The sequence below is a fragment of the Paenarthrobacter sp. genome, from assembly GCF_031180005.1.
Classification (GTDB): Bacteria; Actinomycetota; Actinomycetes; order Actinomycetales; family Micrococcaceae; genus Arthrobacter.
Genome location: NZ_JAPSHI010000024.1, coordinates 1 through 21,980 on the forward strand (window position 1 = coordinate 1; position 21,980 = coordinate 21,980).

The window sequence follows — 21,980 nt, forward strand, 5'->3', positions numbered from 1 at the left end:
AACCCCGGTGACAACACTCTCAAGATCATCGGATCGACAGAGCGACGCAATCATGCCGGGATCAGCAGGCCAGCACACCCATATCCTGCACCAGGAAACAGGCTACGAAAAAGGTAACGAGCGATCCGCTCAAACCCTCGGGACGTGAGAGAGGGTTTGGGCCGGACGGGTGGCAAACTATGCCTATGCGGAACCTCATCTGGGTGGTGTTCACGGAGCCCGTCTTGCCGGGGCTGGTGTTTCCGCGCAGCGACTGGCCGCTTCATATCACGCTGTTAAGGTTCGACGTCGGCGCTGACGTGAGTGCCGACGTCGCCGATGTTTTGGCGGACTTGGCCGAAGCGCCCGTCAAGGGAGCGCTCGGAACGCAATTAACCGTGGGCGACGAGGCGGGTTTCGGGCATAGGGGTTCCATCCCGGTGAGCCTGATCGAGCACAACCCACTGCTTCAGGGCCTTCATGAGGAGATGGTCGAGGCAACAAACACCATTGGTGGGCGCATTGCTACCCCCAACTACGTCTTGGAACGGTATCGGCCGCACATCTCGCATCACGACGGCAAGCGTCCCAAGCCGGGAGACGTCGTCGTGCTTGACCAAGTAGCCCTGGTGGACATGGCCCCGGAAGGCGACCACACCATCAGGCGCATCCTCAGGCTCTGGACTCAGGACGCGGAAGCCGACTGAAGACACCGAAACGGGCTGAGGACACCCAAATCCGAGTGTCCTCAGCCCGTTTCAGTGTCGCTAGCGGATATGCGTGTCGCCAGCGTCGCCGGCCCAGCAGAACCTACGCGATAACCCCGTCCACCAGCGCCTTGGCCTCCTGCTGAACCTGCGCGAGGTGGTCGGCGCCCTTGAAGGACTCGGCGTAGATCTTGTACACGTCTTCGGTGCCGGAGGGGCGTGCCGCGAACCAGGCGTTCTCGGTGACCACCTTGAGGCCCCCGATCGAGGCACCGTTGCCGGGAGCCTCGGTGAGCTTGGCCGTGATCTCCTCGCCGGCCAGGGAGGTAGCGGTGACATCGGCAGCGGAGAGCTTGCCCAGCTTGGACTTCTGCTCGCGAGAGGCCGCGGCATCAATGCGGGCGTAAACGGGAGCACCGAACTGGTCAGTGAGTCCCTTGTACAGCTGCGACGGGGACTGACCCGTAACGGCCGTGATCTCAGACGCCAGCAGTGCCAGCAGGATGCCGTCCTTATCCGTGGTCCAAACGCTGCCGTCGAGCTTGTTGAAGGACGCGCCGGCTGACTCTTCGCCACCGAATGCACCCTCGCCGGACAGCAGGCCCGGAACAAACCACTTGAAGCCCACGGGAACCTCAACCAACTTGCGGCCGAGCCCGGCTGCAACGCGGTCAATAATCGACGACGAGACCAGGGTCTTGCCCACCACGGACTCCGGGTTCCAGCCACTGCGGTTCCGGTACAGGTAGTCAATCGCGACGGCGAGGTAGTGGTTCGGGTTCATCAGCCCACCGTCCGGTGTAACGATGCCGTGGCGGTCGGCGTCGGCGTCGTTACCCGTGGCGACGTCATAAGCGGCGGTGCCATCGGCGCCAGCGGCCATCCGCTTGATAAGCGACGCCATGGCCGACGGCGACGAGCAATCCATACGAATCTTCTCGTCCCAGTCGAGGGTCATGAAGGCCCACTGCGGATCAACGGTGGGGTTCACAACCGTGAGGTTGAGCTGGTGGCGCTCGCCGATCTCGCCCCAGTAGTCAACGGAGGCGCCGCCCATGGGATCCGCGCCGATCCGTACCCCCGCGTTGCGGATCGCCTCCAGGTTCAGCACGGACGGGAGATCGTCCACGTAGCTGGAGAGGAAGTCGAACTTTCCGGTGGTGTCAGCGGCCAGGGCATCGTTCAGAGGCATGCGCTTGACGCCGCGGAGGCCGTTCTCGAGGAGCTGGTTGGCGCGGTCGGCGATCCACCCCGTGGCGTCGGTGTCGGCCGGGCCGCCGTGGGGAGGGTTGTACTTGAAGCCGCCGTCGCCGGGCGGGTTGTGGCTGGGGGTCACCACGATGCCGTCAGCCTGGGGTGTGCCCGGCGCGGCTTCGCGGTTGTACTTGAGGATTGCGTGGCTCAGTGCCGGCGTAGGGGTGTAACCGTGGCGGGCGTCCACCAGGACGGTCACGCCGTTGGCAGCCAGTACCTCCAGTGCGGAGTTCTGTGCAGGCTCACTGAGGGCGTGGGTGTCGCGACCGATGAACAGTGGTCCGGTGATGCCCTGACGGCCGCGGTATTCAACGATTGCCTGCGTGATCGCGAGGATGTGCGGCTCGTTGAAGGAGGCCTTCAAACTGGATCCGCGGTGCCCGGAGGTTCCAAACGCCACGCGCTGCGCGGGGTCGCCCAAATCCGGAGTTACGTCGAAATACGCGTCCAGCAGGGCTGTAATGTCAACAAGGTCCTGGGGAAGGGCAACTGTGCCCGCTCGGCTAGCCATGGGGTCCAGCATGCCAGACCATGGGGCCCGCTGACACGAAATGTCCGGGATCCGGCCCCTGTGACGCCGAATGGCGCCCCTGAGGCCACTCAGGGGGCGAAAGATTCATCTGGCGTTCACCCTCAGTGGCCTTCATGGGTGGGTTCCGCCCGTCGTGGGCCGGACACCACAGCCCGGGCTACCTTATGTGGTGCCTCCGGCGGCGGTAGTGTTGGGATCAAAGACCAAATCCAGGGGGATTCCTATGTCAGACCAACCATCCAAGGGCAACGAGGACAAGCCGGCGGGCTACCAACCGCCCCAGTACGTTCCGCCCGCACAGTTCAGCGCGCCCGAGTCGAGCACGCCAGCAGAAAACACGCCGGGTCATGGCGCGTCCGCCGAGAGTGCACCCGAGCCCGGCGCCAACGCCACCCAGCCGCTTCCGCCCTACGAGCAGAGCGCGCACGGGCAGAACCCTTACGCTCAGGACGCCCAGGGTCAGAATGACTTCTACACGCAGCCGCAGCCGCCCGCCAGCGCATACACTCCGGGTGACTACAGCCAGCAGCCTCCGTCGCCCTACGGTCAGCCGCCGAGCCCGTACCAGCAGCAGGCGTTCAATCAGCAGCCTTATGGCCAGCAGCCCTACGGCCAGCCCCAGTCACCGTACGGCCAGCCCGCGTACTACGCCATGCAGGCTGAGCCCAAGGGTCTGAGTATCGCCAGCATGTGCTGCGGCATCGCCATCTACGTTGGCTTCGGGTTCTTCATCCTTCCGCAGATCGCAGCCGTGATTTTGGGCCACCTCGCCCTGAAGCGCGAACCTGCGGGCAAGGGCATGGCAATCGCCGGCCTCGTGATGGGCTACATCGGCGTGGCATTGACGCTGATCTTCGGCATCATCTTCTTCATTGCCATCGGCGCCTCAAGCAGCAGCTATAACAACAGCTTCTAAACCGCGTACGACGGCGACCCTTGCGTCAGGTGGGAAACCCACCGAACGCAAGGGTCGCCGTCGTTAAGGCCTATCCGGGCCACCCTAATTCGCGAGCGATACACAAACGGACCAGTGCCACCTGGATTTAGGCGGCGCTGGTCCGTTTGTGTGTCGTCAGGGGCTTTGCGCGTCGTCAGACGGTGTCGGCTGCTACCTAACGCCGCCCATCAGCTTCTTGATTGCCGGCGATGCCGCAGCCAGGCCAACGGCCAGGACCACTGCTACGCCGCCAATTCCCAGGAAGTACGGGAGTTCGTCCTCGGGGTTGTAGAGGCCCGCGAGGATGCCGGCCAGTGTGGTGCCGAGCGAGACGGACAGGAAGAACAGCGCCACCATCTGGGTGTGGAATGCCTGAGGCGCGAGCTTGGTGCTTACGGACAGGCCGATGGGGGAGAGGAACAGTTCCGCCAGGGTGAACATGAACAAGATGCCCACCAGAGCCAGCAGAGGAGTCTTGCCCTCGCCGGCCAGCGGGATGAACGCAAGGAATGCCAGGCCCATGATGAACAGGCCCGCGGAGAACTTCAGCGGTGAGCTCGGCTGCTTGGAGCCCAACTTGGTCCACAGTGCAGCCATGACGCCGGCGAAGATGATGATGAACACCGGGTTGATGGACTGGACCCAGGCGGCCGGCATTTCCCAGCCGAACAGGTTGCGGTCCAGTTTCTCCTGCGAGTACACAGCAATGAATGTGAACTGCTGCTGGAAAAGTGCCCAGAAACCGGCGGATGCGATGAACAAAGGGATGAACGCGACCACGCGCTTGCGCTCCACGGCGGTCACCAAGGGGCTGCGGAAGATCAGGAACAGGTAGATCACAGCGGCACCGATTGCTGCGTAGGCCATGCTCCTGGCAAGGTTGTTGGCGTTGACAATTCCAGTGCCGAGCAGAACGCCGATGACAATCAGGATACCCAGGAAGATCAGGCCGTACTTGGTGCGGTCCTTGGTCGGGAGCGGGTTGGGAACACGGTGGGCTTCCTCGGGGAGCCTCTTGCGGCCCAGGGCGTAGATGACCAGGCCGATAGCCATGCCCACGGCTGCAGCACCAAAGCCCACGTGGAAGCCGTAGCTTGTCTGCAGGAAGCCGGTGACCAGCGGGCCGATGAGCCCGCCGATATTGATGCCCATGTAGAAAATGGAGAACCCGGCGTCGCGTCGCTCGTCCTTCTCGCTGTAAAGGGTACCTACCAGTGCCGTGGCATTGGCTTTCAATCCGCCGGAGCCGATGCCCACCAGGACCAGGCCTGCGATCAGGCCCGGAATGCCCGGCAGGAGCGCAAGTGCGACGTGGCCGGCCATGATCATGATGGCCGAGCCGAAGAGGACCTTTTCGGAACCGAAGAGACGGTCGGCGAGCCATGCGCCGAGGATCGTCGACAGGTAAACGCCACCACCGTACGCGCCCACCAAACCAGCGGCCAACCCCTGGTCAATGGAGAGACCGCCCTGCTCGGCGGTGAAGTACATGTAGTAGAGCAGAATTCCCTGCATGCCGTAGAAGGAGAATCGCTCCCACATTTCCACGGAGAAGAGGCTGGCCAACATCTTTGGGTGGCCGAAGAATGACGTATCGCCCGCTGGCTTTGCGGACTCAGCCGTGGTTTGAGGTGTGCTCATTTTCTCAATGCTGGCACTGACTGCGGGCATTGTCACATCGATGAATGCTCCGGGCAACCACTTTCCATATGCTAGACGCGACTGTCAGTGCGGCCTCAGCGTGCCTCCAGGACCGCCGCGAGCTGGAGGAGCAGCAGTTCAGACCCAAGACGGCCAATCAGCTGGATCCCCATCGGCAGGCCACTCGGCGTGGTGTGCACCGGAATGCTGATTGCCGGGAGTCCGCATACGTTCACCATGGAGGACCATGGCGCGTACTGGCACTGCCTTTTGTAGTCCTCATCAGCATCGCCGGCCCACTCGCTCGGCCACTGCTCACCGCTGTGTCCGCCGCCCGTGAACCAGCCAACCGGCCGCGGTGTCTGCGCCAGCGTCGGCGTGAGGATCACGTCCCAGTTCGAATACTGCGTGACGGTATCGTGCTCGAACTGGCGCAGGAAAGTCAGTGCTTCATTGACCTTCAAGGCGCTCCGCTGTTGCGCCCGACGCCGGAACGTCCGGGTCAGCGGGGTCAACAACGCCTCGCGCTGTGGTGCTATTCGGGCACTCCCCACCCCGGCAGTCCAAGCTGTCGTGAACGCTTCGGGGTAGCGGTTGTCATAGCGGACTTCAGCTTCGGTGATGTTATGTCCGCCCTTCTCGAGCAGCTTGGTCCCGAGGTCCAAGGCGTCCATCGCTTCCGGTTCCGCGTCAAACGGATACACGCCGGCCCAGGGGCTGTCCAAGCTCACGCCGATTTTCAGGGGTTCCGGCGCCAGCCCCACCTTGGAGAGGTAACCGCCGTCGGGCGCTTGAGCCCGGGGGACAAGCGCGTCCATCAGCAGAGCCGCGTCCGCCGCAGTCCGGGCGAGCGGTCCGGCAACCACCAACTTGGCGGCATCGCCCGAGCTCGCACCCGATGGCACCAGGCCGCGTCCCGGCTTCAGTCCCACTAGTCCGCAGGCACCCGCCGGAATCCGGATGGAACCCCCGCCGTCGGTCCCCGGAGCGAAGGGAACAAGCCCTGCAGCTACAGCGGCGGCGCTACCACCCGATGACCCGCCGGAACTGCGTCCCAAGGCGTGCGGATTGCGCGACGGCGGTGCGACGCGGTTTTCGCTGTACGCAGTGAGTCCGAACTCTGGAACCTGCGTCTTGCCCAGCGAGATGACCCCTTGGGCCTTCAGGGTAGCCGCGAGGGCTCCGTCCTCGGGTGCCGGCTTGTACTCAAGGGCTGCGCTCCCGTGCGTTGTGGGAACTCCGGCTACATCGGTCAGGTCCTTGAATGCCGTGGGCATGCCGTGAAGGAGGCTGAGCTCGTCTTGTCGGTGCTCGCGGGATAGCCGGGCATGGAGGCGATCCGCGGCCGCGGCGTCCTTGAGGGCCTGTTCGGCCGTGATGGTGACGAATGCAGCCAGTTGCTTGTTCCGGTATTCGATCCCGGACAGGAAAAATCCCACGGCCTCACGGGCAGAGAGTTCACCCGAAGCCAAGGCATCGCGGAGCGCAACAGCCGACGTTTGCGAAAGGTCATGCACGTCAGGATCAACCAAGGAAGCGCGACTCCAAACGCTCCTCCACTGCAACAGCATCAACACTCTCGCCCGCGCCGGCCGTCACGCGGAATGCTGCCTTGTTCTTCACTTCGGACACCACCTCCACAAGTTCCGTTCCCCGGTAAACCAGCCCGACGCCGTCGTCCGTGCAGTGCGTCTCTCCGAGCCTGCCGCTTGCCACCAGCTTGTGGATGGCCGGCGCACGCCGCAATTCAGAGTCGTAGTGGACGCCGTTGCCGTAGGGGAGGAAGCCCAGAGCGTTGGTGACAGGCTGCAGTTCAGGGCCAAAGGAATCTGTCACGCCACCCTGGTACCAACAGATGGAGCCGGCCGAGACGCCGGCCAGCACCACTCCACCTTCCCAAGCCTTTCGCAGGATCCCGTCCAGTCCGTGGGCCCGCCAGACGGCCAGCAGGTTCACCACCGAACCGCCGTTCACCCACACCACATCCTGCTCCAGGATGTGGGCTTCCGGATCCTCGATGTTGGGCATGGTGAAGAGGTTGAGGTGGCTGAAGTCGAACCCTGCAATGCGTGCTGCCTGGTCCATTTCGGCAGCCCACCACCGCTGATCGCCGGATGCCGTGCCGATATGGGTCACGCGCGGCGCGCGGCCGGTTACGCCGGACAATTCCACTGCGTAATGCATCAGGTGGTTGAACTCGATCCTGGTGCGATCGCCCGGCTTATAGCCGCCGGATGTCGCCAGAATAGTTGGTTGCCCAGTCGGCATGGGGGTACTCCTAACGGTCCGATGGTTGGGGTGCTCCCGTCCCAGTCTTAACGTCCCGTGACCAGGAAGCAAGGGCGGTCCGCTCTTGAAGTTACGGCGTTCCTTCAAGTTACGGTGTCACGCCTCGGGGACTAGGCTGGATGCTGGACTTAATCGAATGGGAAGGGAACGCCATGAGCGACTTCGATACCGTGCCTGTGGGCGACATTCCGGCCGACGCCAGCATCCTGGACGTCCGCGAAGACTATGAGTGGGTGGCCGGGCACGCCGAAGGTGCACGCCACATCCCCATGGACCAGCTTCCGGCACGTTTGGACGAACTCGATCCGGATGACGACCTGTTTGTCATCTGCCGCACCGGGGGCCGCTCCTTCCGTGCCGTGCAGTGGCTCGTAGGGCAGGGTTATTCTGCGGTCAATGTGGCCGGTGGGATGGACATGTGGTTTGAAGCCGGGAAGCCGATGGTTTCGGATAACGGCCTGAAGCCGGTAGTTCTCTAGCCCGGTTATATAACCAGCAAGGAATATTTGATGTCAGCAGTTACCTATACATTCCTCGGTCCCGAGGGCACCTTCACCGAGGCCGCCCTTCTGCAGGTACCAGGTGCTGCTGACGCCACACGTATCCCCTGCACCAACGTGAACACGGCGCTGGATCGGGTCCGTGCCGGCGAAGCTGACGCGGCCATGGTCCCCATCGAGAACTCGGTGGAGGGTGGAGTCACGGCCACCTTGGATGCGATAGCCACAGGCGAAGAGCTTCGGATCGTCCGTGAAGCCCTTGTTCCCATCACCTTCGTGCTCGTGGCGAGGCCCGGCGTCGAGCTTTCCGACATCAAGCGGATCTCAACACACGGCCACGCCTGGGCGCAGTGCCGCTTGTGGGTGGAGGAGCACCTCCCGAACGCCGATTACGTACCGGGATCGTCGACGGCGGCCGCCGCCATGGGTCTGCTGGAGGACGACGCCCCTTACGAAGCCGCAATTTGCGGTCCGCTGGTTGCTGCCGAACAACCAAGACTGAATGTTCTGGCCGAGGACATCGGCGACAACCCCGAGGCGGTAACGCGGTTCATCCTGGTGAGCAAGCCTGGTCTGCTTCCGGACCGCACGGGCGCGGATAAAACCACTGTGGTGGTGCCGCTGCCTGAGGACCACCCTGGTGCGCTGATGGAGATCCTGGACCAGTTCGCGTCCCGAGGAGTGAATTTGAGCCGCATCGAATCGCGACCCACGGGACAGTATTTGGGGCACTATTTCTTCAGTATCGACGCCGATGGGCACGCTACCGATTCGAGGGTGGCCGACGCTCTTGCGGGCCTCCACCGCATTAGTCCGGCAACCCGGTTCCTGGGCTCCTACCCGCGCGCCGACAAGCACCCGGCCGTGGTTGCCCCGCATACTTCCGACGCTGCCTTTGCCTCGGCGCACGCTTGGGTTGAATCGATCGTGAAGGGCTCGTAGCCGCTGTCCACAACCGGGACGGCGGCCTCTTTCGTATGGATGCTTCTGTGCGTATGCTTGCCTGATCCATAAACGATGGATGAATGTACCAACGAAAGGAGCGGTCATGTCTGTCCACCGGGATGACAAAGACGGCCAGGGCATGATCGTCAATCCGAAGCCCACAGGCGAGAACCAGGACGACTGGAATGGCGATGAAGCCGATCGTGCAGACCGGCTCCGCTTTGAAGAAGAACAAGCCATGATCAAGGAGCAGGCTGAGGCCCGCGCCGCTGCCAAGGCGGCTACCGAGGAAGCCGACAGGAAGGCAGCCCAGCCGGACGTCGGCGCAGTTTAGGCGGCCTTGGCCTTCGGCACGCGAACAAGCAGGGATCCTGGCTCCACTTGCACAGTGACTGTTGTTGCCTCACCTGAGGGGTCGCCGTCGAGTTGGGTAGCCATGGGTTCCTGGCTGCGGATGATGACTTTCCCCGAGCGATAGAAGCTCATCATCGGCAGGTTGGCCTTGTGCTTGAACAGAACTTTTGTGTACATGGCGAGCCAGCCGAAGGCGCTGCGCGGGCTCATCACCACAATGTCCAGCATGCCGTCGTCGATCATGGCCTGGGGAATGAAGTCGATCCCGCCGGGAAGCAATCCACAGTTAGCGAATAGTACGCTGCGGATCTTCCGTGCCTGCTCGGGTTGATCATCCATGGTGATGGTCACGCGCTTGCGGCGGCCAGGCAGGTGGCGCACGCCGGCTTCCGTGTAGGCGAGCCAGCCAACGCTCTTCTTGAGATCTTCCTTGGTGTCGCCAACAACTTCGGCGTCCAAGCCGATGCCGGCGATCACCAGGAAGGTGTGCTCGGCGGACTCGCCGGTGATGTCGTTGTCCACGCCCATGGTGGCGGTATCGATGTAGCGCTGGTGGCCAAACAGCGCCACCTGAATGCAGTCCGCGAGGTCGGTCACGTCCAGGTCCACGTTGCGCGCCAAAAGGTTTCCGGTGCCTAGCGGAATAAGGCCCATGGCCACGTTCTTGTGCGCCAGCGACTCGGCCACGACGCGCACTGTGCCGTCGCCGCCGCATGCAAGAACGACGTCGGCTCCGTAGGCCAGCGCTTGCCGCGACTGACCGTAGCCGGGGTCGTCCACAGTGGTTTCAAAGAACTTCGGGGCATCCCATCCGGCTAGATCACAGGCGTCAATGATGGCTTGCCGGGCCGCTTCCGCGTTGTTTTTGACCGGATTGAGGATGACCGCGACGCGCTGATCCCCCGGGCCGGGCTTGTGGGAGTCCTCCCGAACCGCGCTCCTGATGTGCCGGGCTTTCAATCGGCGCACACCCCACCAACTGGAGACGGCAAACGCCACGCCCCCAGCCAGAATCAGGTACAGGATCCAGTCGCTCATGGTGCTCCAACACTATCCTCCCGGGCAGTGCCCTCTTTGCCTCGCATCCGGGACGGGCGACCTTTGCCCGCTGCGGGCCGGAAATCCGCGGTGGATTCGATACTCTTGTCTGGTGATCGACGTAAAAGACCTCAGCGAAAATCCGGACAAGTTCCGTGCCAGCCAGCGCGCCCGCGGCGCCGACGAGTCCGTTGTGGACGCGATCATCTCCGCTGACTCCGATCGCCGCGCTGCCCTGATCCGTCACGAAACCCTCCGAGCCGAGCAGAATGTTTTCGGCAAGAAGGTGGCGCAGGCCAAGGGCGAGGAAAAGCAGGCATTGCTGGCCGAGGTCAAGGAACTGGCCAACGCCGTGAAGGCCGCTGCCGCAGAGGCCTCTGCGGCCCAGGCCAAGCAGGAAGAGTTGCTCCGCGTCATCCCCAACCTCATTGTCGACGGCGTCCCAGAGGGCGGCGAAGATGACTACGTTGTGGTCAAAACCGTCGGTACACCGCGCGAATTCACGGATTTTGAGCCGAAAGACCACCTGGAAATCGGTGAACTGATCGGCGCGATCGACATGGAACGTGGAGCCAAAGTTTCCGGCTCACGCTTCTACTTCCTCCGCGGCGTCGGTGCCCGGCTGGAAATGGCACTCCTGCAGATGGCCATGGAGCAGGCCATCGATGCCGGCTTCGTTCCCATGATCACCCCCACCTTGGTGCGTCCCGAGACCATGCAGGGCACTGGTTTTGATGTAAAGCACGACGCCGAGATCTACCGTCTTGCTGAAGACGACCTTTATCTTGTGGGAACCTCGGAGGTGGCCCTCGCCGGCTACCACGCCGATGAGATCCTGGACCTCTCCGCGGGTCCCATCCGCTACGCGGGCCAGAGTTCCTGCTACCGCCGCGAGGCCGGCTCCCACGGCAAGGACACCCGCGGCATCATCCGCGTGCACCAGTTCAACAAGGTGGAGATGTTCATCTACACCACGGTTGAGGAAGCAGCTGCCGAACACGAGCGCCTTCTCGCCTGGGAAGAGGAAATGCTGGCAAAGTGCGAGCTTCCGTACCGCGTCATCGACACTGCCGCCGGAGACCTGGGCATGTCCGCGGCCCGCAAGTTCGACTGTGAAGCCTGGGTTCCCACCCAGAACGCTTACCGTGAGCTCACCTCGACGTCCAACTGCACCACGTTCCAGGCGCGCCGCCTCAACATCCGTGAACGCGTGGTCAATGACGAAGGCGTCGCCAAGGGAACCCGTGCCGTAGCCACTCTGAACGGTACGCTGGCCACCACGCGTTGGATCGTTGCCATCCTTGAGCACCACCAGAACCCGGACGGTTCCGTCAACGTCCCCAAGGCACTGCAGAAGTACCTTGGCGGGCTTGAGGTTCTGCCGGTTCTCTAGTCTCAGCGAATCACCGTCCAGCGGACAATTCACCCGTGCATGCGCTGGTGAATTGTCCGCTTAGCGGGGTCCTTTCGAGGCGCTAGCCCGGCCGCGAGGAGTTTTGCGGCGAGCTTTGCGGGATCGTTGGCCGTGGCCCAGTCCCAGCGCACGATCGCGAACCCCATTGCACGCAATCTGTCCTCTCGTCTTTTCTCGGCAAGCACCACTTCCCGTGCACTTCGGCCAGCCAGGTACTCGTCTTGCAGGTACTTTGCATCGCCGTCGAACTCCCCGATTAGTCCTCGGTCCCGCCAGAAGAAGTCCGTGCGGGCCACGAAGCCCATGGCGTCGTGGAACTCGCACTGCAACTCCGGGGCGGGGAAGCCCAAAAGGTGCATCTGCGCACGACTGAGTGACTCACCCGCAGATCCGGAGTTCTTGTCGGCGAACCGAAGGATATAGTCCACCCGCTGCCTCTTTGCCTCTGAGCCCAGTCCCTGCGCCGCTTCCCCAAGCGCCGCTTTGCTGGTGAAAAGCTTGGGAAATCTGGATCTACTGATTGCGTGATCGGCCAAGACGATTCCCTTGGTGAAGGACCCTCTGGCCAAGACATCCACCGCCGTTTGCGGGAGATCCGTGAGCTGTTGCCCGCGGAGATTGACGGTAGCTGTGGAATAAGAATGCCGGTAAACGCCATACCCCCGAACCCGCTCAAGTCCGGTGGTGCCGGCGGGTCCGACAACGGCTGCACTGGTGGTCGGGCATCGGGATCCGGCATGCCCGCGCGAAGCGGTGGCAAGGTGGATGTGCGATGGGACTCCTACGACTTGGAGGCCCCAGAACAATGCCGCAGTTTCAAAGCAGAACTCCGCGGTCGGGTTTTCCGCGGCAACGGCCTGGGCGGTTGCCGCGTATCGTTGCCAAGGCTTGAGTGCGAGCCAACGCTCCTTGTTGACGTAAATCCCCTTGCGTACCCTGATGAGTTCGCCCTTCTTGTACCGGCGGCTAAGCTGCCGTGCGGTTCCTGATTCCAGCCCATACCTGGCGGCCACGATGAATTCGTTTCGGTAGTCCATGAACCACTGTTGCCAGACGGGGACCATGTGGCGTCGAACCAAACGGGCTATGTGCATAGTGCCCGGGTTATGCACCGATATGTGGACAAATCACCAGCGCGTGCGGGGTTGAAAAGTCCGAGGCAGGGTGAAAAGTCCATGAGTGGAGGTCACTATTCACCGTCCGTTAATCCACAGCTGTGGCGCCCGTCCTAGTTCAGTGTCGGGGGTGTCTGCTCTACTGTAAGCATGACTATTTTGACTGATACTCCAGTTGCTGGCATCGATGACCAGCCAAATGACAACAACAAGCTCATGATCGCATTGGACGTCGACGGCACACTCGTGGACCACGACGGCCACATGTCGCCGGCTGTTCGCTCCGCTGCGCAGGCGGTGGTGGCCAGCGGTCACGACGTCATGATCGCCACCGGCCGGTCACTTAATGCGACGCTTCCCATCATCCAGCAGATCGGCCTCGACCGAGGATACGCCGTGTGCTGCAACGGCGGCGTGACCCTTCGCCTCGATCCGTCGTTGGAGAAGGGCTACGAGATCATCCACAAGGCAACTTTCGATCCCGCTCCGGCCCTCAAGGCCTTGCGCGAACGGCTGCCGAACGCCAAGTACGCGCTCGAGGATGAAGACGGAAACTTCCTCTCCACGGAGCGCTTCCAGGACGCCAGTTTCGGTGTGGAATCCATCGGCGTTGACTTCCAGACCATGTTGGATTCCACGGCGGTCCGCGTCGTGGTCTTCAGCAGTGAGAACACTTCGGACGAGTTCAACGAGGCGATCAAGCACATCGGGCTTTCCGGTGTGACCTACTCGGTGGGGTGGACCGCCTGGTTGGACATCGCGGCCGAGGGCGTCACCAAGGCAAGCGCATTGGAGGCCTTGCGCCATAAGCTCGGCACGGACCTGGCCAACACAGTCGCCGTGGGCGATGGACGCAACGATATCGAGATGCTCACCTGGGCTGGCCGCGGCGTTGCCATGGGTCAGGCTCCCGACGAGGTAATCTCCGTTGCGGATGAGGTCACCGCTTCAGTGCTCGACGACGGCGCGGCGCAGGTTTTGCGTAGCCTGCTGTAACTGCCACTCGTCTTAGCCGGGATTCGCGGGGGTGGGTGCCTAGACTGGGCCTGTGTTCTATCAAGAGTGCCCGCCACCGCCAGGGCTGCAGCCGTTCGTCACCCAGTTGTGGTTGGTCCGTGCCGAGCCGCGGGCAAGGTACGAGAAAATTCTTCCCGGGCCTGAAGCTCACCTGATTCTCAATCTGTCCGACCCGTACCGCCTCATCAGCCCGCCGAACCGTGGGGACGGGCCGGATGGTTCGGGTGAGACGGGTATGCAGGAAACCAGCAGGGGGACGGAAGTTTCCACCGGGTTCTACGCCGGCCTGCAGCGCAGCTACCTGATCAGCGAAAACCCGGACCAGCTTTTCAACGTCGGTGCCCGCCTCACTCCCTTCGGCATGGCAGCGTTCACCAGCTTGCCGCCGTCGGAGTTTCAGAACCGGGTTGTGGACGCCGAAATTGTCTTACCGGGCTTTTCGAACTTGCGTGAGAGCCTCGCGAACGCGGAACCGGATCAGGCGTTCGCGGCCCTGATCCATTTCCTTCAGCAACGGCTCAAGCCGGGCTACCAAGCAGATCCCCGGACAGAAAAGGCCACACAGATCCTGGCGCAACAGGATGTGGAAATCAACGTGCTTGCCAAGGATTTGGGGATCAGCACGTCCACGTTGGAACGCATCATGATACGGGATTGTGGAACCACGGCTAAGGCGTACTCCGACGTGTGCCGGTTCAACAGGATCGTGAAGCAGGCAGCCGCCCTCCCGAAGGGGTCAGTCCCGGGCCGTGAACTCCTCCATTTGGCCGATTACTACGATCAGCCACACCTCATTCGAACCTTCAAGCGGTTCAGCGGGTTCACGCTGTCGGAATACCTGCAGGTGGTGCGGAACTACGGAGCGGAGTACGCCACTTTTGTCCCGCTTGAGGAAGTAGCCGGGTAGCGTGCGGGGTTTTTACAAGACTGCGGAAGCTCACAGACGTACTGTCCATTCAAGAACTGCCCGCCTTTGAGAGGACACCGATGGACATTCAGATCAACTGGCTCGCCGTGCTTCTGGCCGCGCTCGCCACGTTCGTGGTGGGTGGGCTGTGGTACTCGCTGTTGTTCGCCAAGCCGTGGCAGAAGGCCGCCGGTGTCAGCGATGAGCAACTGAAATCGGGAACGGCTCGTGTCTTCGTGGGCTCGTTCATCCTCGCCCTGGTGATGGCCGTGTTCCTGGCGGCATTCATTGGTCGCGCTGGTTTCGCGTTCGGGACCCTTGCCGGGTTGGCCGCAGGACTGGGATGGGTGGCAACAGCGCTGGGGGTGAACTACCTTTTCGAACGCCGTAGCCTGACACTGTTCGCGATCAACGCCAGCTACAACGTAGTCACCTTCACGGCTATGGGCGCCATCATCGGTGCGATGCAGGGCTAGCGCCCGACACGCCGGCTAGCGCACCAAAGCGAAGCACTACTTGAAGTACGTCTGAACAGGCCCGCCGCCTGCGGATTCAACTATGGCCTGTGCCACCACCCGAAGCTTGACGTTCCGGTTGCTGGAGGCCTTCTTGATGAGTTCCATGGCCTCCTGTTGGGTGCAGCGGTTCTGGGCAATGATGATTCCCGTCGCCACGTCAATCACGGTGCGGGATTCCATGGCTGCCCTGAGGTTGGTGGCGGTCTGGCTGTGCTCCGCGATCAGCACTGCCAGGCGCAGGCCCTTGGATGCCTGCTGCACGTAGTCGTTGGCGCGTTGCACAGCGGCTTGGTCGAAGGCGTTGGCGTGTTCGGAGTAGAGGTTGAGTCCTGCCCGGGCAGCGTCATCGCTAAGGGGGAACGGCACAGCCAGGACTGACCGGATGCCGTGTTCGGTGACGATTTTGTTGTACTCCAGCCAAGTGTTGTCCTTGGCGAAATCCGGAATATGCACTTGTGTGACTTCACGGCAAGCGCGGAGGCACGGGCCGTCGGCGAAGTTGTATTGCAATTCGTCAAGCATCCTGGCACGCTCGCCGCTGCTTGCTACCGTCCCTGCGGAGCGATGACGCATCAGCGTGATGCCGCAGTAAACCTCGTTTCCGGGCGTGCTGAACATGCCTGCCGAGTGTCTGGCCAACTCTTCAAGGAACGCTTCAACGTCCGGGGTGTCGAGCAGCAGGTCTTGGATATCGGCCACCACTGTAGTCGGCTCGGCGAGCTGGGGGTCTTCCATGAGGAACTCCGATCCCTGATTGTGGCTACCTTTCGAGACTAACCCCGGGAACCCGTTGAAAGCTAATAGTAAGTGTGCTTCTCTTTTTAACGAGTCTTGCCGTGGGCTCACCCCCACTTAGCTGGTTAAGGATTGAAGCCCCATGCGTCAAACCCGACCCCACAACGTCCAAACCAGGACCCCTGCCTGCAAACCGGAAGGCAGCATTCGGCAGAGCTTCCAGGACAGCCTGGTCCTGGACCACCTCAACTTGGCCAAGTCCATTGCCGCCAGATACTCAGCCCACACGCACGACCTCGACGACGTAAGGCAGGTTGCCTTCATGGGCCTCATCAAGGCCTCGCGCGGCTACGACGAGTCGAAGGGCGTCAGTTTCCCCGCCTACGCCGCGCCCACCATCGCCGGGGAGGTCAAGCGCTATCTCCGCGACCATTGCTGGGTTGTTCGTCCGCCCCGCACCATTCAGGACGTCCGGCGCCAAGTGTTGGCCCGGACGGAGGAAATGACCCAAACGCTGCAACGCACGCCATCTCCGGAGGAGGTGGCGGAGGATCTCAGCTTGGAGCCATGCCAGGTGCGGGAAGCGCTCATGGCCGGCACCAGCAAGCGCCCGGATTCCCTGGACGCTCCGGCATCCGAGGGGCGCGACGGAATCCAAGGCTCGCTTTCTGCTTTTGGTTGCCCCACAGACCGGCTCGAAGACGTACTGGCCCTTCGCAACGCCATTCGTGGCCTGAGTGCCGAGGACCGGCACTTGCTCTACCGCCGCTACTACCGCGAGGAAACACAGTCCACCATTGCCGAGGCCCTGGGAATGTCGCAGATGCAAGTCTCGCGCAAGCTTTCCAAGATTCTGGTGTCCCTCCAAACGCAGTTGCTGGACGAAGAAGCCCAACTTCAAGACGGAACGGCCCCGGAATGAAGCTCTAGACGCCCAGCCGCTCCACCGCCGCTAAAACATCACGAACGCTGACGGCCAAAAGCGCCGGATCGGGATCGGCGGAAAACACATCACCGCGGCGGAGTTCGACGGCGGTGAGCACCACGTGCGGTCCGGGCGGCGGTCCCCATTCCTCCGCGGGCGCGGGGCCGAACAGCACCACGGATGGACGTTCATAGGCGGATGCCAGATGGGCCGCGCCGGTGTCGGCTGAGATCACCAGCCGGGCTTCGGCGATGGTGGCCGCAAACTCGGCGAGACCTTGGCGCCCGGCCAGCAGTCCGCCGTCGAGGTTTGCTCCCTTGAGTTTCGCCAGGGCAGCCGTCTCCTCGGCCCGGGCGCGCTCGGAGGTGCCGCCCGTGAGAACTACATCGTGCCCCGCAGCAGAGAGCTCGACGGCAACATCCGCGAAGCGCTCCACCGGCCAGAGCCTGCTGCCATAGGCCGCGCCCACATGGATCACGGTTGCCCCCGGACGCGGCGAAGGAACGGCGGGGCGATTCAGCCGATAGTCCAGGGGGTCAGCATCAATACCGTGCCAGTTGAGCAGCCGGGTCCAGCGCTCGCGCTCCGGGATGCCGGTGGTCCACCGAGGTCCATCAGTGCCGGTGGAAGCGTGCGCCACCACCCGGTTGGCCTGCAGTTCTTCAATCCGCAAACGGCTCTCTGCGCCGTTCCCATGGAGGTTCACAGCGATATCCACGGCACCCCGGGGGACTGTCAGGGGATCGTCGAGCCCTGGTGTCGGCAGGTGGTGAATGCCGCCCACAAGCTCCAAGGCCTCAGCGATCCACGCAGGCGCGGCATACAAAATGCGGTGCTCGGGGAACGCCCGCCGCAACCCGCGGAGCGCGGGAACCGCGACCAGGAGATCGCCGAGTTTCAAAGCGCGCAGGGCAAGCAGCAGGGGTTGATCATTGCTGTTGCGACTGTCCAAAGCTGTGTCCATAGTGGCCTCCCGCTAGGAGTCTAGCTGCAGGAAACTTCTCACGGCCGCACTGTTTAGCGTCCGGAGAACTGGGGAACGTTGCGGGTATGGGAGGAACCGGAACGTTGAAGGCGGTCCTGTTTGACCGCGATGGAACACTCGTTGTTGACGTGCCCTACAATGGCGATCCGCAGCTGGTGCGGCCTATGGATGGTGCCCTTGAAGCGCTTCAGAGAGTGCGCCGGGCAGGACTCGCCACCGGAGTGGTGACCAACCAGTCGGGCGTGGCGCGCGGGCTGTTGACGTTGGAGCAAATGCACTCCGTTAATCAGCGGGTGGAGCAGATGTTGGGTCCGTTCGATGTGTGGGAAATCTGTCCGCACGGACCGGAGGATGGCTGCAACTGCCGCAAACCGGCTCCCGGCATGATCCTGGGAGCGTGCAGCACCTTAGGAGTCACGCCAGCGGAGGTTGCTTTCGTTGGCGACATTGGTGCTGACATGGAGGCGGCCGCCGCGGCGGGTGCGAGGGCTGTCCTGGTGCCCACTAAAGTAACCCGGCAGCAGGAAATCGAGGCCGCCGGATTTGTTGCGGAAGACTTGGGACAGGCAGTGGAGCTCCTGCTCTCCGGGGCACTGGAAGAACAGGATGCCCGTGTATGAGCCGCGTCCTGGTAGCCCGCTTGGACAGCATGGGGGATGTCCTCCTTTCAGGACCAGCCCTTCGTGCAGTCGCGAACGGAAGCCGGCCCGACGGAAGCCGGCCCGACGGCAGCCGGCCCAATGATGTGGTTCTGCTCTGCGGCCCCGAAGGAGCCAGTGCTGCGGAGATGCTGCCGGGAGTGACCCAAGTGCACACGTGGGCATGCCCGTGGATCGTGAACCCGGCACCCCCTGTCACGGATGAGATGGCCAGCGGCTTGATCGAGTTTGTCCGCAGTTCACGAATTCAGGAGGCCGTGATCCTGACGTCCTTCCATCAGTCCCCGCTTCCACTGGCGATGCTCTTGCGCCTGGCCGGCGTCAAAAAGATCACGGGGGCGTCAACGGACTACGCAGGCTCACTCTTGGACGTCCGGCTCAAACCGGGCGAAGACTTTCCGGAGGACCAGCCGGAAGCGGTCCGGGCGCTCACCATCGCAGAAGCCGGCGGCTATGTGCTGCCGAACGGCGACGATGGAAAGCTGCGCATCACCTCAGGCCCGGATCCTGAAGAGGTAGCCGCCGGGTTGGCTGATGACGGCCCGTACATTGTGGTCCACCCCGGAGCCGCTGCCCCGGCCAGGGCATGGCCGGCACTGCACCATGCTGCCACGGTGGAACTTCTTGAAGCGTATGGGCACCGGGTGGTGGTCACAGGCGGCCCGGGCGAAACGTCGCTTACAGCCACGGTGGCTGGCCCCTCCGCCAGGAACCTCGGCGGAGGAACCAACCTCAGGACGCTCGCAGCAGTACTGGCGGGAGCCGCCGTCGTGGTTACCGGCAATACCGGTCCGGCCCATCTGGCGGCAGCGGTGGGCACTCCAGTTGTGTGCCTGTTCGCCCCGGTGGTTCCGGCCATCCGATGGGCACCCTACGGCGTCCCCCTGGAACTGCTGGGAGACCAGGAGGCGGCCTGCAAGAACACCCGTTCCCGCGTTTGCCCGGTCCCCGGGCATCCCTGCCTGAGCTCGGTAACGCCGGAGCAGGTTGTCGAAGCTGTTGAAAGGCTCCTGGGAGGCGTGTCCTCCCTGTCCACCCGACGAAAGGTTTGGAAACCATGAGGATCCTGGTGTGGCACGTCCACGGCGGATGGATGGAGGCATTTGTCCGCGGCCAGCATGAGTACCTGCTCCCAAAATCGTCCGACGGCGGCGCGTGGGGTTTGGGGCGAGGCGGCCGTGAGTGGCCCGCCGCCGCCCAAGAGGTGGATCTGGACACTTTGGACCCCGGCAGCGTGGACGTTGTGGTCCTGCAGCGGCCGGAGGAAATCGCAGCGGTGGCCCGAACACTCGGCCGCCGCCCAGGCGTGGGCTTGCCCGCCGTCTACCTCGAGCACAACACTCCCAAGGGCGACGTCCCGTTCACGCTGCACCCGTTGGCGGACCAGAGCACCATTCCGGTGGTGCACGTGACCTATTTCAACCAGCTCTTCTGGGACACGGGCACGGCAACCACCACGGTGATCGAGCACGGCATACCGGACCCTGGACGCCTGTACACAGGTGAGCGGGAAGAGATGGGCGTGGTGGTCAACGAACCTGTTCGACGCGGACGCGTCACAGGAACGGACCTTCTCCCGGGATTTGCAGGTGTAGGACCGTTGCGGGTGTTCGGCATGGGCACGGAGGCCTTGCCGGAAGCACTGAACCTGAAAGGCTTTGGCCTCAGCGAGGAACGGCTCCGCATCGCCGGCGACGTCCCCGCCGCCAAACTCCACCAGGAACTGGCCCGCTGCCGCCTGTACCTTCACCCGCTCCGCTGGACCTCGTTGGGGTTGGCCCTGTTGGAAGCCATGCATCTTGGCATGCCCGTCCTCGCGCTGGCCACCACCGAGGCGAGCCGGGCCATTCCGCACGGCGCAGGCCTGGTCTCCAACGACGTCAACGATCTCCAGAAGTTCGCCCGGCGACTGCTGGACGACCCCGATGACGCCTACGCCATGGGCATGGTCGCCCGCGAGGCTGCACTGCAACGCTACGGACTGGCAAAGTTTCTTCGGGCCTGGGACGAACTCCTGGCCGAACTCCCCAAGGACACGCCCCGGGGAAGCCTTCCGCAACCCGGTACGGCTTCCGCCAGCCATGACCCTGACGCCAGCCTTGACCCCGACGCCAGTCTTGACCCCGCCAGCCATGACACAGACGCCAGCCATGACCCCGACGCCAGCCATGACACAGAGAGGACGCACCCATGAAAATCTCCATGGTCTCCGAACACGCCAGTCCGCTGGCTGCCCTGGGAGGCGTCGACGCCGGAGGGCAGAACGTCCATGTGGCGGCGCTTTCATCAGCTCTGGCCGATCGCGGCCATCAAGTCACGGTGTACACGCGGCGGGATGACCCCGGGCTACCAGATCGGGTGAATGTGGGGGCGGGGCTCACGGTGGTTCACGTGGACGCCGGGCCTGCGCAACGTATCCCCAAGGACGATCTCCTGCCGTTCATGGGAGAGCTGGCCGACGGCATCTGCGCCGACTGGGCCGGCGAGCTCCCGGACGTGGTGCACTCGCATTTTTGGATGTCCGGCCTCGCTGCCATCCAAGCGTCCCGGCGGGCAGGAGCCGCCGACCCTGTTCCTGTGGTGCAGACCTTCCACGCCCTCGGCTCCGTAAAACGCAGGCACCAGGGCGCTGCCGATACCAGCCCGCCAGCCAGGGAATGGTTGGAGCCGTGGGTGGGTCGCACCGCCGACTGGGTCATAGCCACCTGCCCGGACGAGGTCTTCGAACTTAAGGCCTTAGGCATCAGCCGGTCAAAGATTTCCATCGCGCCCTGCGGCGTGGACCTCAACTTATTCCCAGGAACGTCCGACGCCGAACCCAAGCCCCGCACGCATCGGATTCTGAGCGTGGGACGCCTCGTGCAACGCAAGGGCGTGGACCTGATCATCCAGGCTTTGCCCCTCTTGGCGGAGGCGGGCTTCAACGACGTCGAACTCTTGGTTGTTGGCGGGTCCGGCGATGCCCTCAACCTCGAAGAAGATCCTGAAGCACAGCGGCTCAGGGCCATGGCGAAGGAGCTCGGCGTCGAGGACAAAATGACCATGCGAGGGCAAGTCCCGCGGGATGCCATGCCCGGCATCTTCCGGAGCGCCGACGCCGTGGTCTGCACGCCTTGGTATGAGCCCTTTGGCATCGTGCCCCTCGAGGCCATGGCTTGCGGAGTGCCCGTGGTGGCCGCGGCCGTGGGCGGGCTTCGCGAGACAGTGGTGGACCAGAAAACGGGGCTGCACGTCCCTCCCCGTGATCCAGAAGCCCTCGCTGAGGCGCTCGGAAAGCTGCTCGGAGACGCGGAGCTCCGCGCCGACATGGGCCGTGCCGGAGCACGCCGGGCGCGCTCCCGTTACTCGTGGGAACGCATCGCGGCGGATACCGAGAAGGCCTACCGGTCAGTTCTGGCGGCGGATCTGTCCCGGCAGCAAGAACGCCTGGAACCATTGGAAGGAACGGCATTGTGACTATCAACGGCCCCGTGACTATCAAAGGCTCGGTAACTGTTAAAGGCCTTGCGACTACCGGTTCCACTGTTCC

The 21,980-nt window shown here is 63.2% G+C and carries 22 protein-coding genes; 14 read left to right on the plus strand and 8 right to left on the minus strand.

Going from position 1 to position 21,980, the window contains the following annotated elements; all coding sequences use genetic code 11:
* Positions 1-185 precede the first annotated feature (185 nt).
* Entirely contained in the window at positions 186-686 is a 501-nt protein-coding gene (locus RIF72_RS15710; RefSeq protein WP_309075774.1) for a 2'-5' RNA ligase family protein, read from the plus strand.
* A gap of 103 nt (positions 687-789) precedes the next feature.
* Here the strand turns inward: RIF72_RS15710 and pgm are convergent, their stop codons facing one another.
* Positions 790-2,451 carry a phosphoglucomutase (alpha-D-glucose-1,6-bisphosphate-dependent) gene (pgm, locus tag RIF72_RS15715; protein WP_309075775.1) on the minus strand — a complete coding sequence of 554 codons (1,662 nt, stop codon included), beginning with the start codon at positions 2,449-2,451 and terminating at the stop codon, positions 790-792.
* 244 nt (positions 2,452-2,695) lie between these two features.
* Between pgm and RIF72_RS15720 the strand changes: the two genes are divergently transcribed.
* Positions 2,696-3,388, plus strand: a complete 693-nt coding sequence (locus tag RIF72_RS15720; RefSeq protein WP_309075776.1) for a DUF4190 domain-containing protein — start codon at positions 2,696-2,698, stop codon at positions 3,386-3,388.
* Positions 3,389-3,580: 192 nt separating this feature from the next.
* On the opposite strand, the gene RIF72_RS15725 is transcribed toward RIF72_RS15720, so the two are convergent.
* The 3 genes from RIF72_RS15725 to RIF72_RS15735 form a co-directional block, all read right to left on the minus strand.
* Positions 3,581-5,080 carry a peptide MFS transporter gene (locus RIF72_RS15725; RefSeq protein WP_309075777.1) on the minus strand — a complete coding sequence of 500 codons (1,500 nt, stop codon included), beginning with the start codon at positions 5,078-5,080 and terminating at the stop codon, positions 3,581-3,583.
* Positions 5,081-5,145: 65 nt separating this feature from the next.
* A complete protein-coding gene (locus RIF72_RS15730) occupies positions 5,146-6,582 on the minus strand; it encodes an amidase (protein WP_309075778.1) in 1,437 nt (478 codons plus the stop codon).
* Positions 6,575-7,318, minus strand: a complete 744-nt coding sequence (locus RIF72_RS15735) for a peptidase E (RefSeq protein WP_309075779.1) — start codon at positions 7,316-7,318, stop codon at positions 6,575-6,577. The genes RIF72_RS15730 and RIF72_RS15735 overlap by 8 nt, the downstream gene beginning before the upstream one ends.
* A 173-nt stretch (positions 7,319-7,491) precedes the next feature.
* On the opposite strand from RIF72_RS15735, the gene RIF72_RS15740 reads away from it, so the two are divergent.
* From RIF72_RS15740 to RIF72_RS15750, 3 genes are all read left to right on the plus strand, one after another.
* A complete protein-coding gene (locus tag RIF72_RS15740; protein WP_017198239.1) occupies positions 7,492-7,818 on the plus strand; it encodes a rhodanese-like domain-containing protein in 327 nt (108 codons plus the stop codon).
* 30 nt (positions 7,819-7,848) lie between these two features.
* Positions 7,849-8,781, plus strand: coding sequence for a prephenate dehydratase (gene pheA, locus RIF72_RS15745; protein ID WP_309075780.1), 933 nt, complete (start codon positions 7,849-7,851; stop codon positions 8,779-8,781).
* Between the two features lie 106 nt (positions 8,782-8,887).
* The gene (locus RIF72_RS15750; protein WP_309075781.1) at positions 8,888-9,118 is read left to right on the plus strand and encodes a hypothetical protein; all 231 of its coding nucleotides are present in this window, start codon (positions 8,888-8,890) and stop codon (positions 9,116-9,118) included.
* On the opposite strand, the gene RIF72_RS15755 is transcribed toward RIF72_RS15750, so the two are convergent.
* Positions 9,115-10,176, minus strand: coding sequence for a diacylglycerol kinase family protein (locus RIF72_RS15755; protein WP_309075782.1), 1,062 nt, complete (start codon positions 10,174-10,176; stop codon positions 9,115-9,117). The two genes, RIF72_RS15750 and RIF72_RS15755, sit on opposite strands and share 4 nt — an antisense overlap.
* Before the next feature lie 112 nt (positions 10,177-10,288).
* Between RIF72_RS15755 and serS the strand changes: the two genes are divergently transcribed.
* Positions 10,289-11,569, plus strand: a complete 1,281-nt coding sequence (gene serS, locus RIF72_RS15760; RefSeq protein ID WP_309075783.1) for a serine--tRNA ligase — start codon at positions 10,289-10,291, stop codon at positions 11,567-11,569.
* 29 nt (positions 11,570-11,598) lie between these two features.
* Here the strand turns inward: serS and RIF72_RS15765 are convergent, their stop codons facing one another.
* Positions 11,599-12,627, minus strand: a complete 1,029-nt coding sequence (locus tag RIF72_RS15765) for a hypothetical protein (RefSeq protein ID WP_309075784.1) — start codon at positions 12,625-12,627, stop codon at positions 11,599-11,601.
* Positions 12,628-12,855: 228 nt separating this feature from the next.
* On the opposite strand from RIF72_RS15765, the gene RIF72_RS15770 reads away from it, so the two are divergent.
* From RIF72_RS15770 to RIF72_RS15780, 3 genes are all read left to right on the plus strand, one after another.
* Complete coding sequence (locus RIF72_RS15770; protein ID WP_309075785.1) at positions 12,856-13,701, plus strand: HAD family hydrolase; 846 nt, start codon at positions 12,856-12,858, stop codon at positions 13,699-13,701.
* Between the two features lie 52 nt (positions 13,702-13,753).
* Positions 13,754-14,629: a helix-turn-helix domain-containing protein gene (locus RIF72_RS15775; RefSeq protein WP_309075786.1), complete on the plus strand. Its 876-nt coding sequence runs from the start codon at positions 13,754-13,756 to the stop codon at positions 14,627-14,629.
* An 80-nt stretch (positions 14,630-14,709) separates the two neighbouring features.
* Complete coding sequence (locus RIF72_RS15780; protein ID WP_309075787.1) at positions 14,710-15,105, plus strand: DUF1761 domain-containing protein; 396 nt, start codon at positions 14,710-14,712, stop codon at positions 15,103-15,105.
* Between the two features lie 36 nt (positions 15,106-15,141).
* On the opposite strand, the gene RIF72_RS15785 is transcribed toward RIF72_RS15780, so the two are convergent.
* Positions 15,142-15,882: a GAF and ANTAR domain-containing protein gene (locus tag RIF72_RS15785; RefSeq protein WP_309075788.1), complete on the minus strand. Its 741-nt coding sequence runs from the start codon at positions 15,880-15,882 to the stop codon at positions 15,142-15,144.
* 142 nt (positions 15,883-16,024) lie between these two features.
* Here RIF72_RS15785 and RIF72_RS15790 point away from each other — a divergent pair, with 142 nt between their 5' ends.
* On the plus strand, positions 16,025-16,804 hold the full coding sequence (locus RIF72_RS15790) for a sigma-70 family RNA polymerase sigma factor (RefSeq protein ID WP_309075789.1): 780 nt from the start codon (positions 16,025-16,027) through the stop codon (positions 16,802-16,804).
* 4 nt (positions 16,805-16,808) lie between these two features.
* Here RIF72_RS15790 and RIF72_RS15795 read toward each other — a convergent pair whose 3' ends face one another.
* On the minus strand, positions 16,809-17,771 hold the full coding sequence (locus RIF72_RS15795; RefSeq protein ID WP_309075790.1) for a glycosyltransferase family 9 protein: 963 nt from the start codon (positions 17,769-17,771) through the stop codon (positions 16,809-16,811).
* 86 nt (positions 17,772-17,857) lie between these two features.
* Here RIF72_RS15795 and RIF72_RS15800 point away from each other — a divergent pair, with 86 nt between their 5' ends.
* The 4 genes from RIF72_RS15800 to RIF72_RS15815 are packed head-to-tail and all read left to right on the plus strand — an operon-like array spanning position 17,858 to position 21,907.
* Positions 17,858-18,412, plus strand: coding sequence for an HAD family hydrolase (locus RIF72_RS15800; RefSeq protein ID WP_309075791.1), 555 nt, complete (start codon positions 17,858-17,860; stop codon positions 18,410-18,412).
* Positions 18,409-19,512, plus strand: a complete 1,104-nt coding sequence (locus RIF72_RS15805; protein ID WP_309075792.1) for a glycosyltransferase family 9 protein — start codon at positions 18,409-18,411, stop codon at positions 19,510-19,512. Before RIF72_RS15800 ends, RIF72_RS15805 begins: the two co-directional genes overlap by 4 nt.
* Positions 19,509-20,645 (plus strand): glycosyltransferase, encoded by a 1,137-nt coding sequence (locus RIF72_RS15810; RefSeq protein WP_309075793.1) that lies wholly within the window; start codon positions 19,509-19,511, stop codon positions 20,643-20,645. The genes RIF72_RS15805 and RIF72_RS15810 overlap by 4 nt, the downstream gene beginning before the upstream one ends.
* Complete coding sequence (locus RIF72_RS15815) at positions 20,642-21,907, plus strand: glycosyltransferase (RefSeq protein WP_309075794.1); 1,266 nt, start codon at positions 20,642-20,644, stop codon at positions 21,905-21,907. The genes RIF72_RS15810 and RIF72_RS15815 overlap by 4 nt, the downstream gene beginning before the upstream one ends.
* Positions 21,908-21,980: the final 73 nt, after the last annotated feature.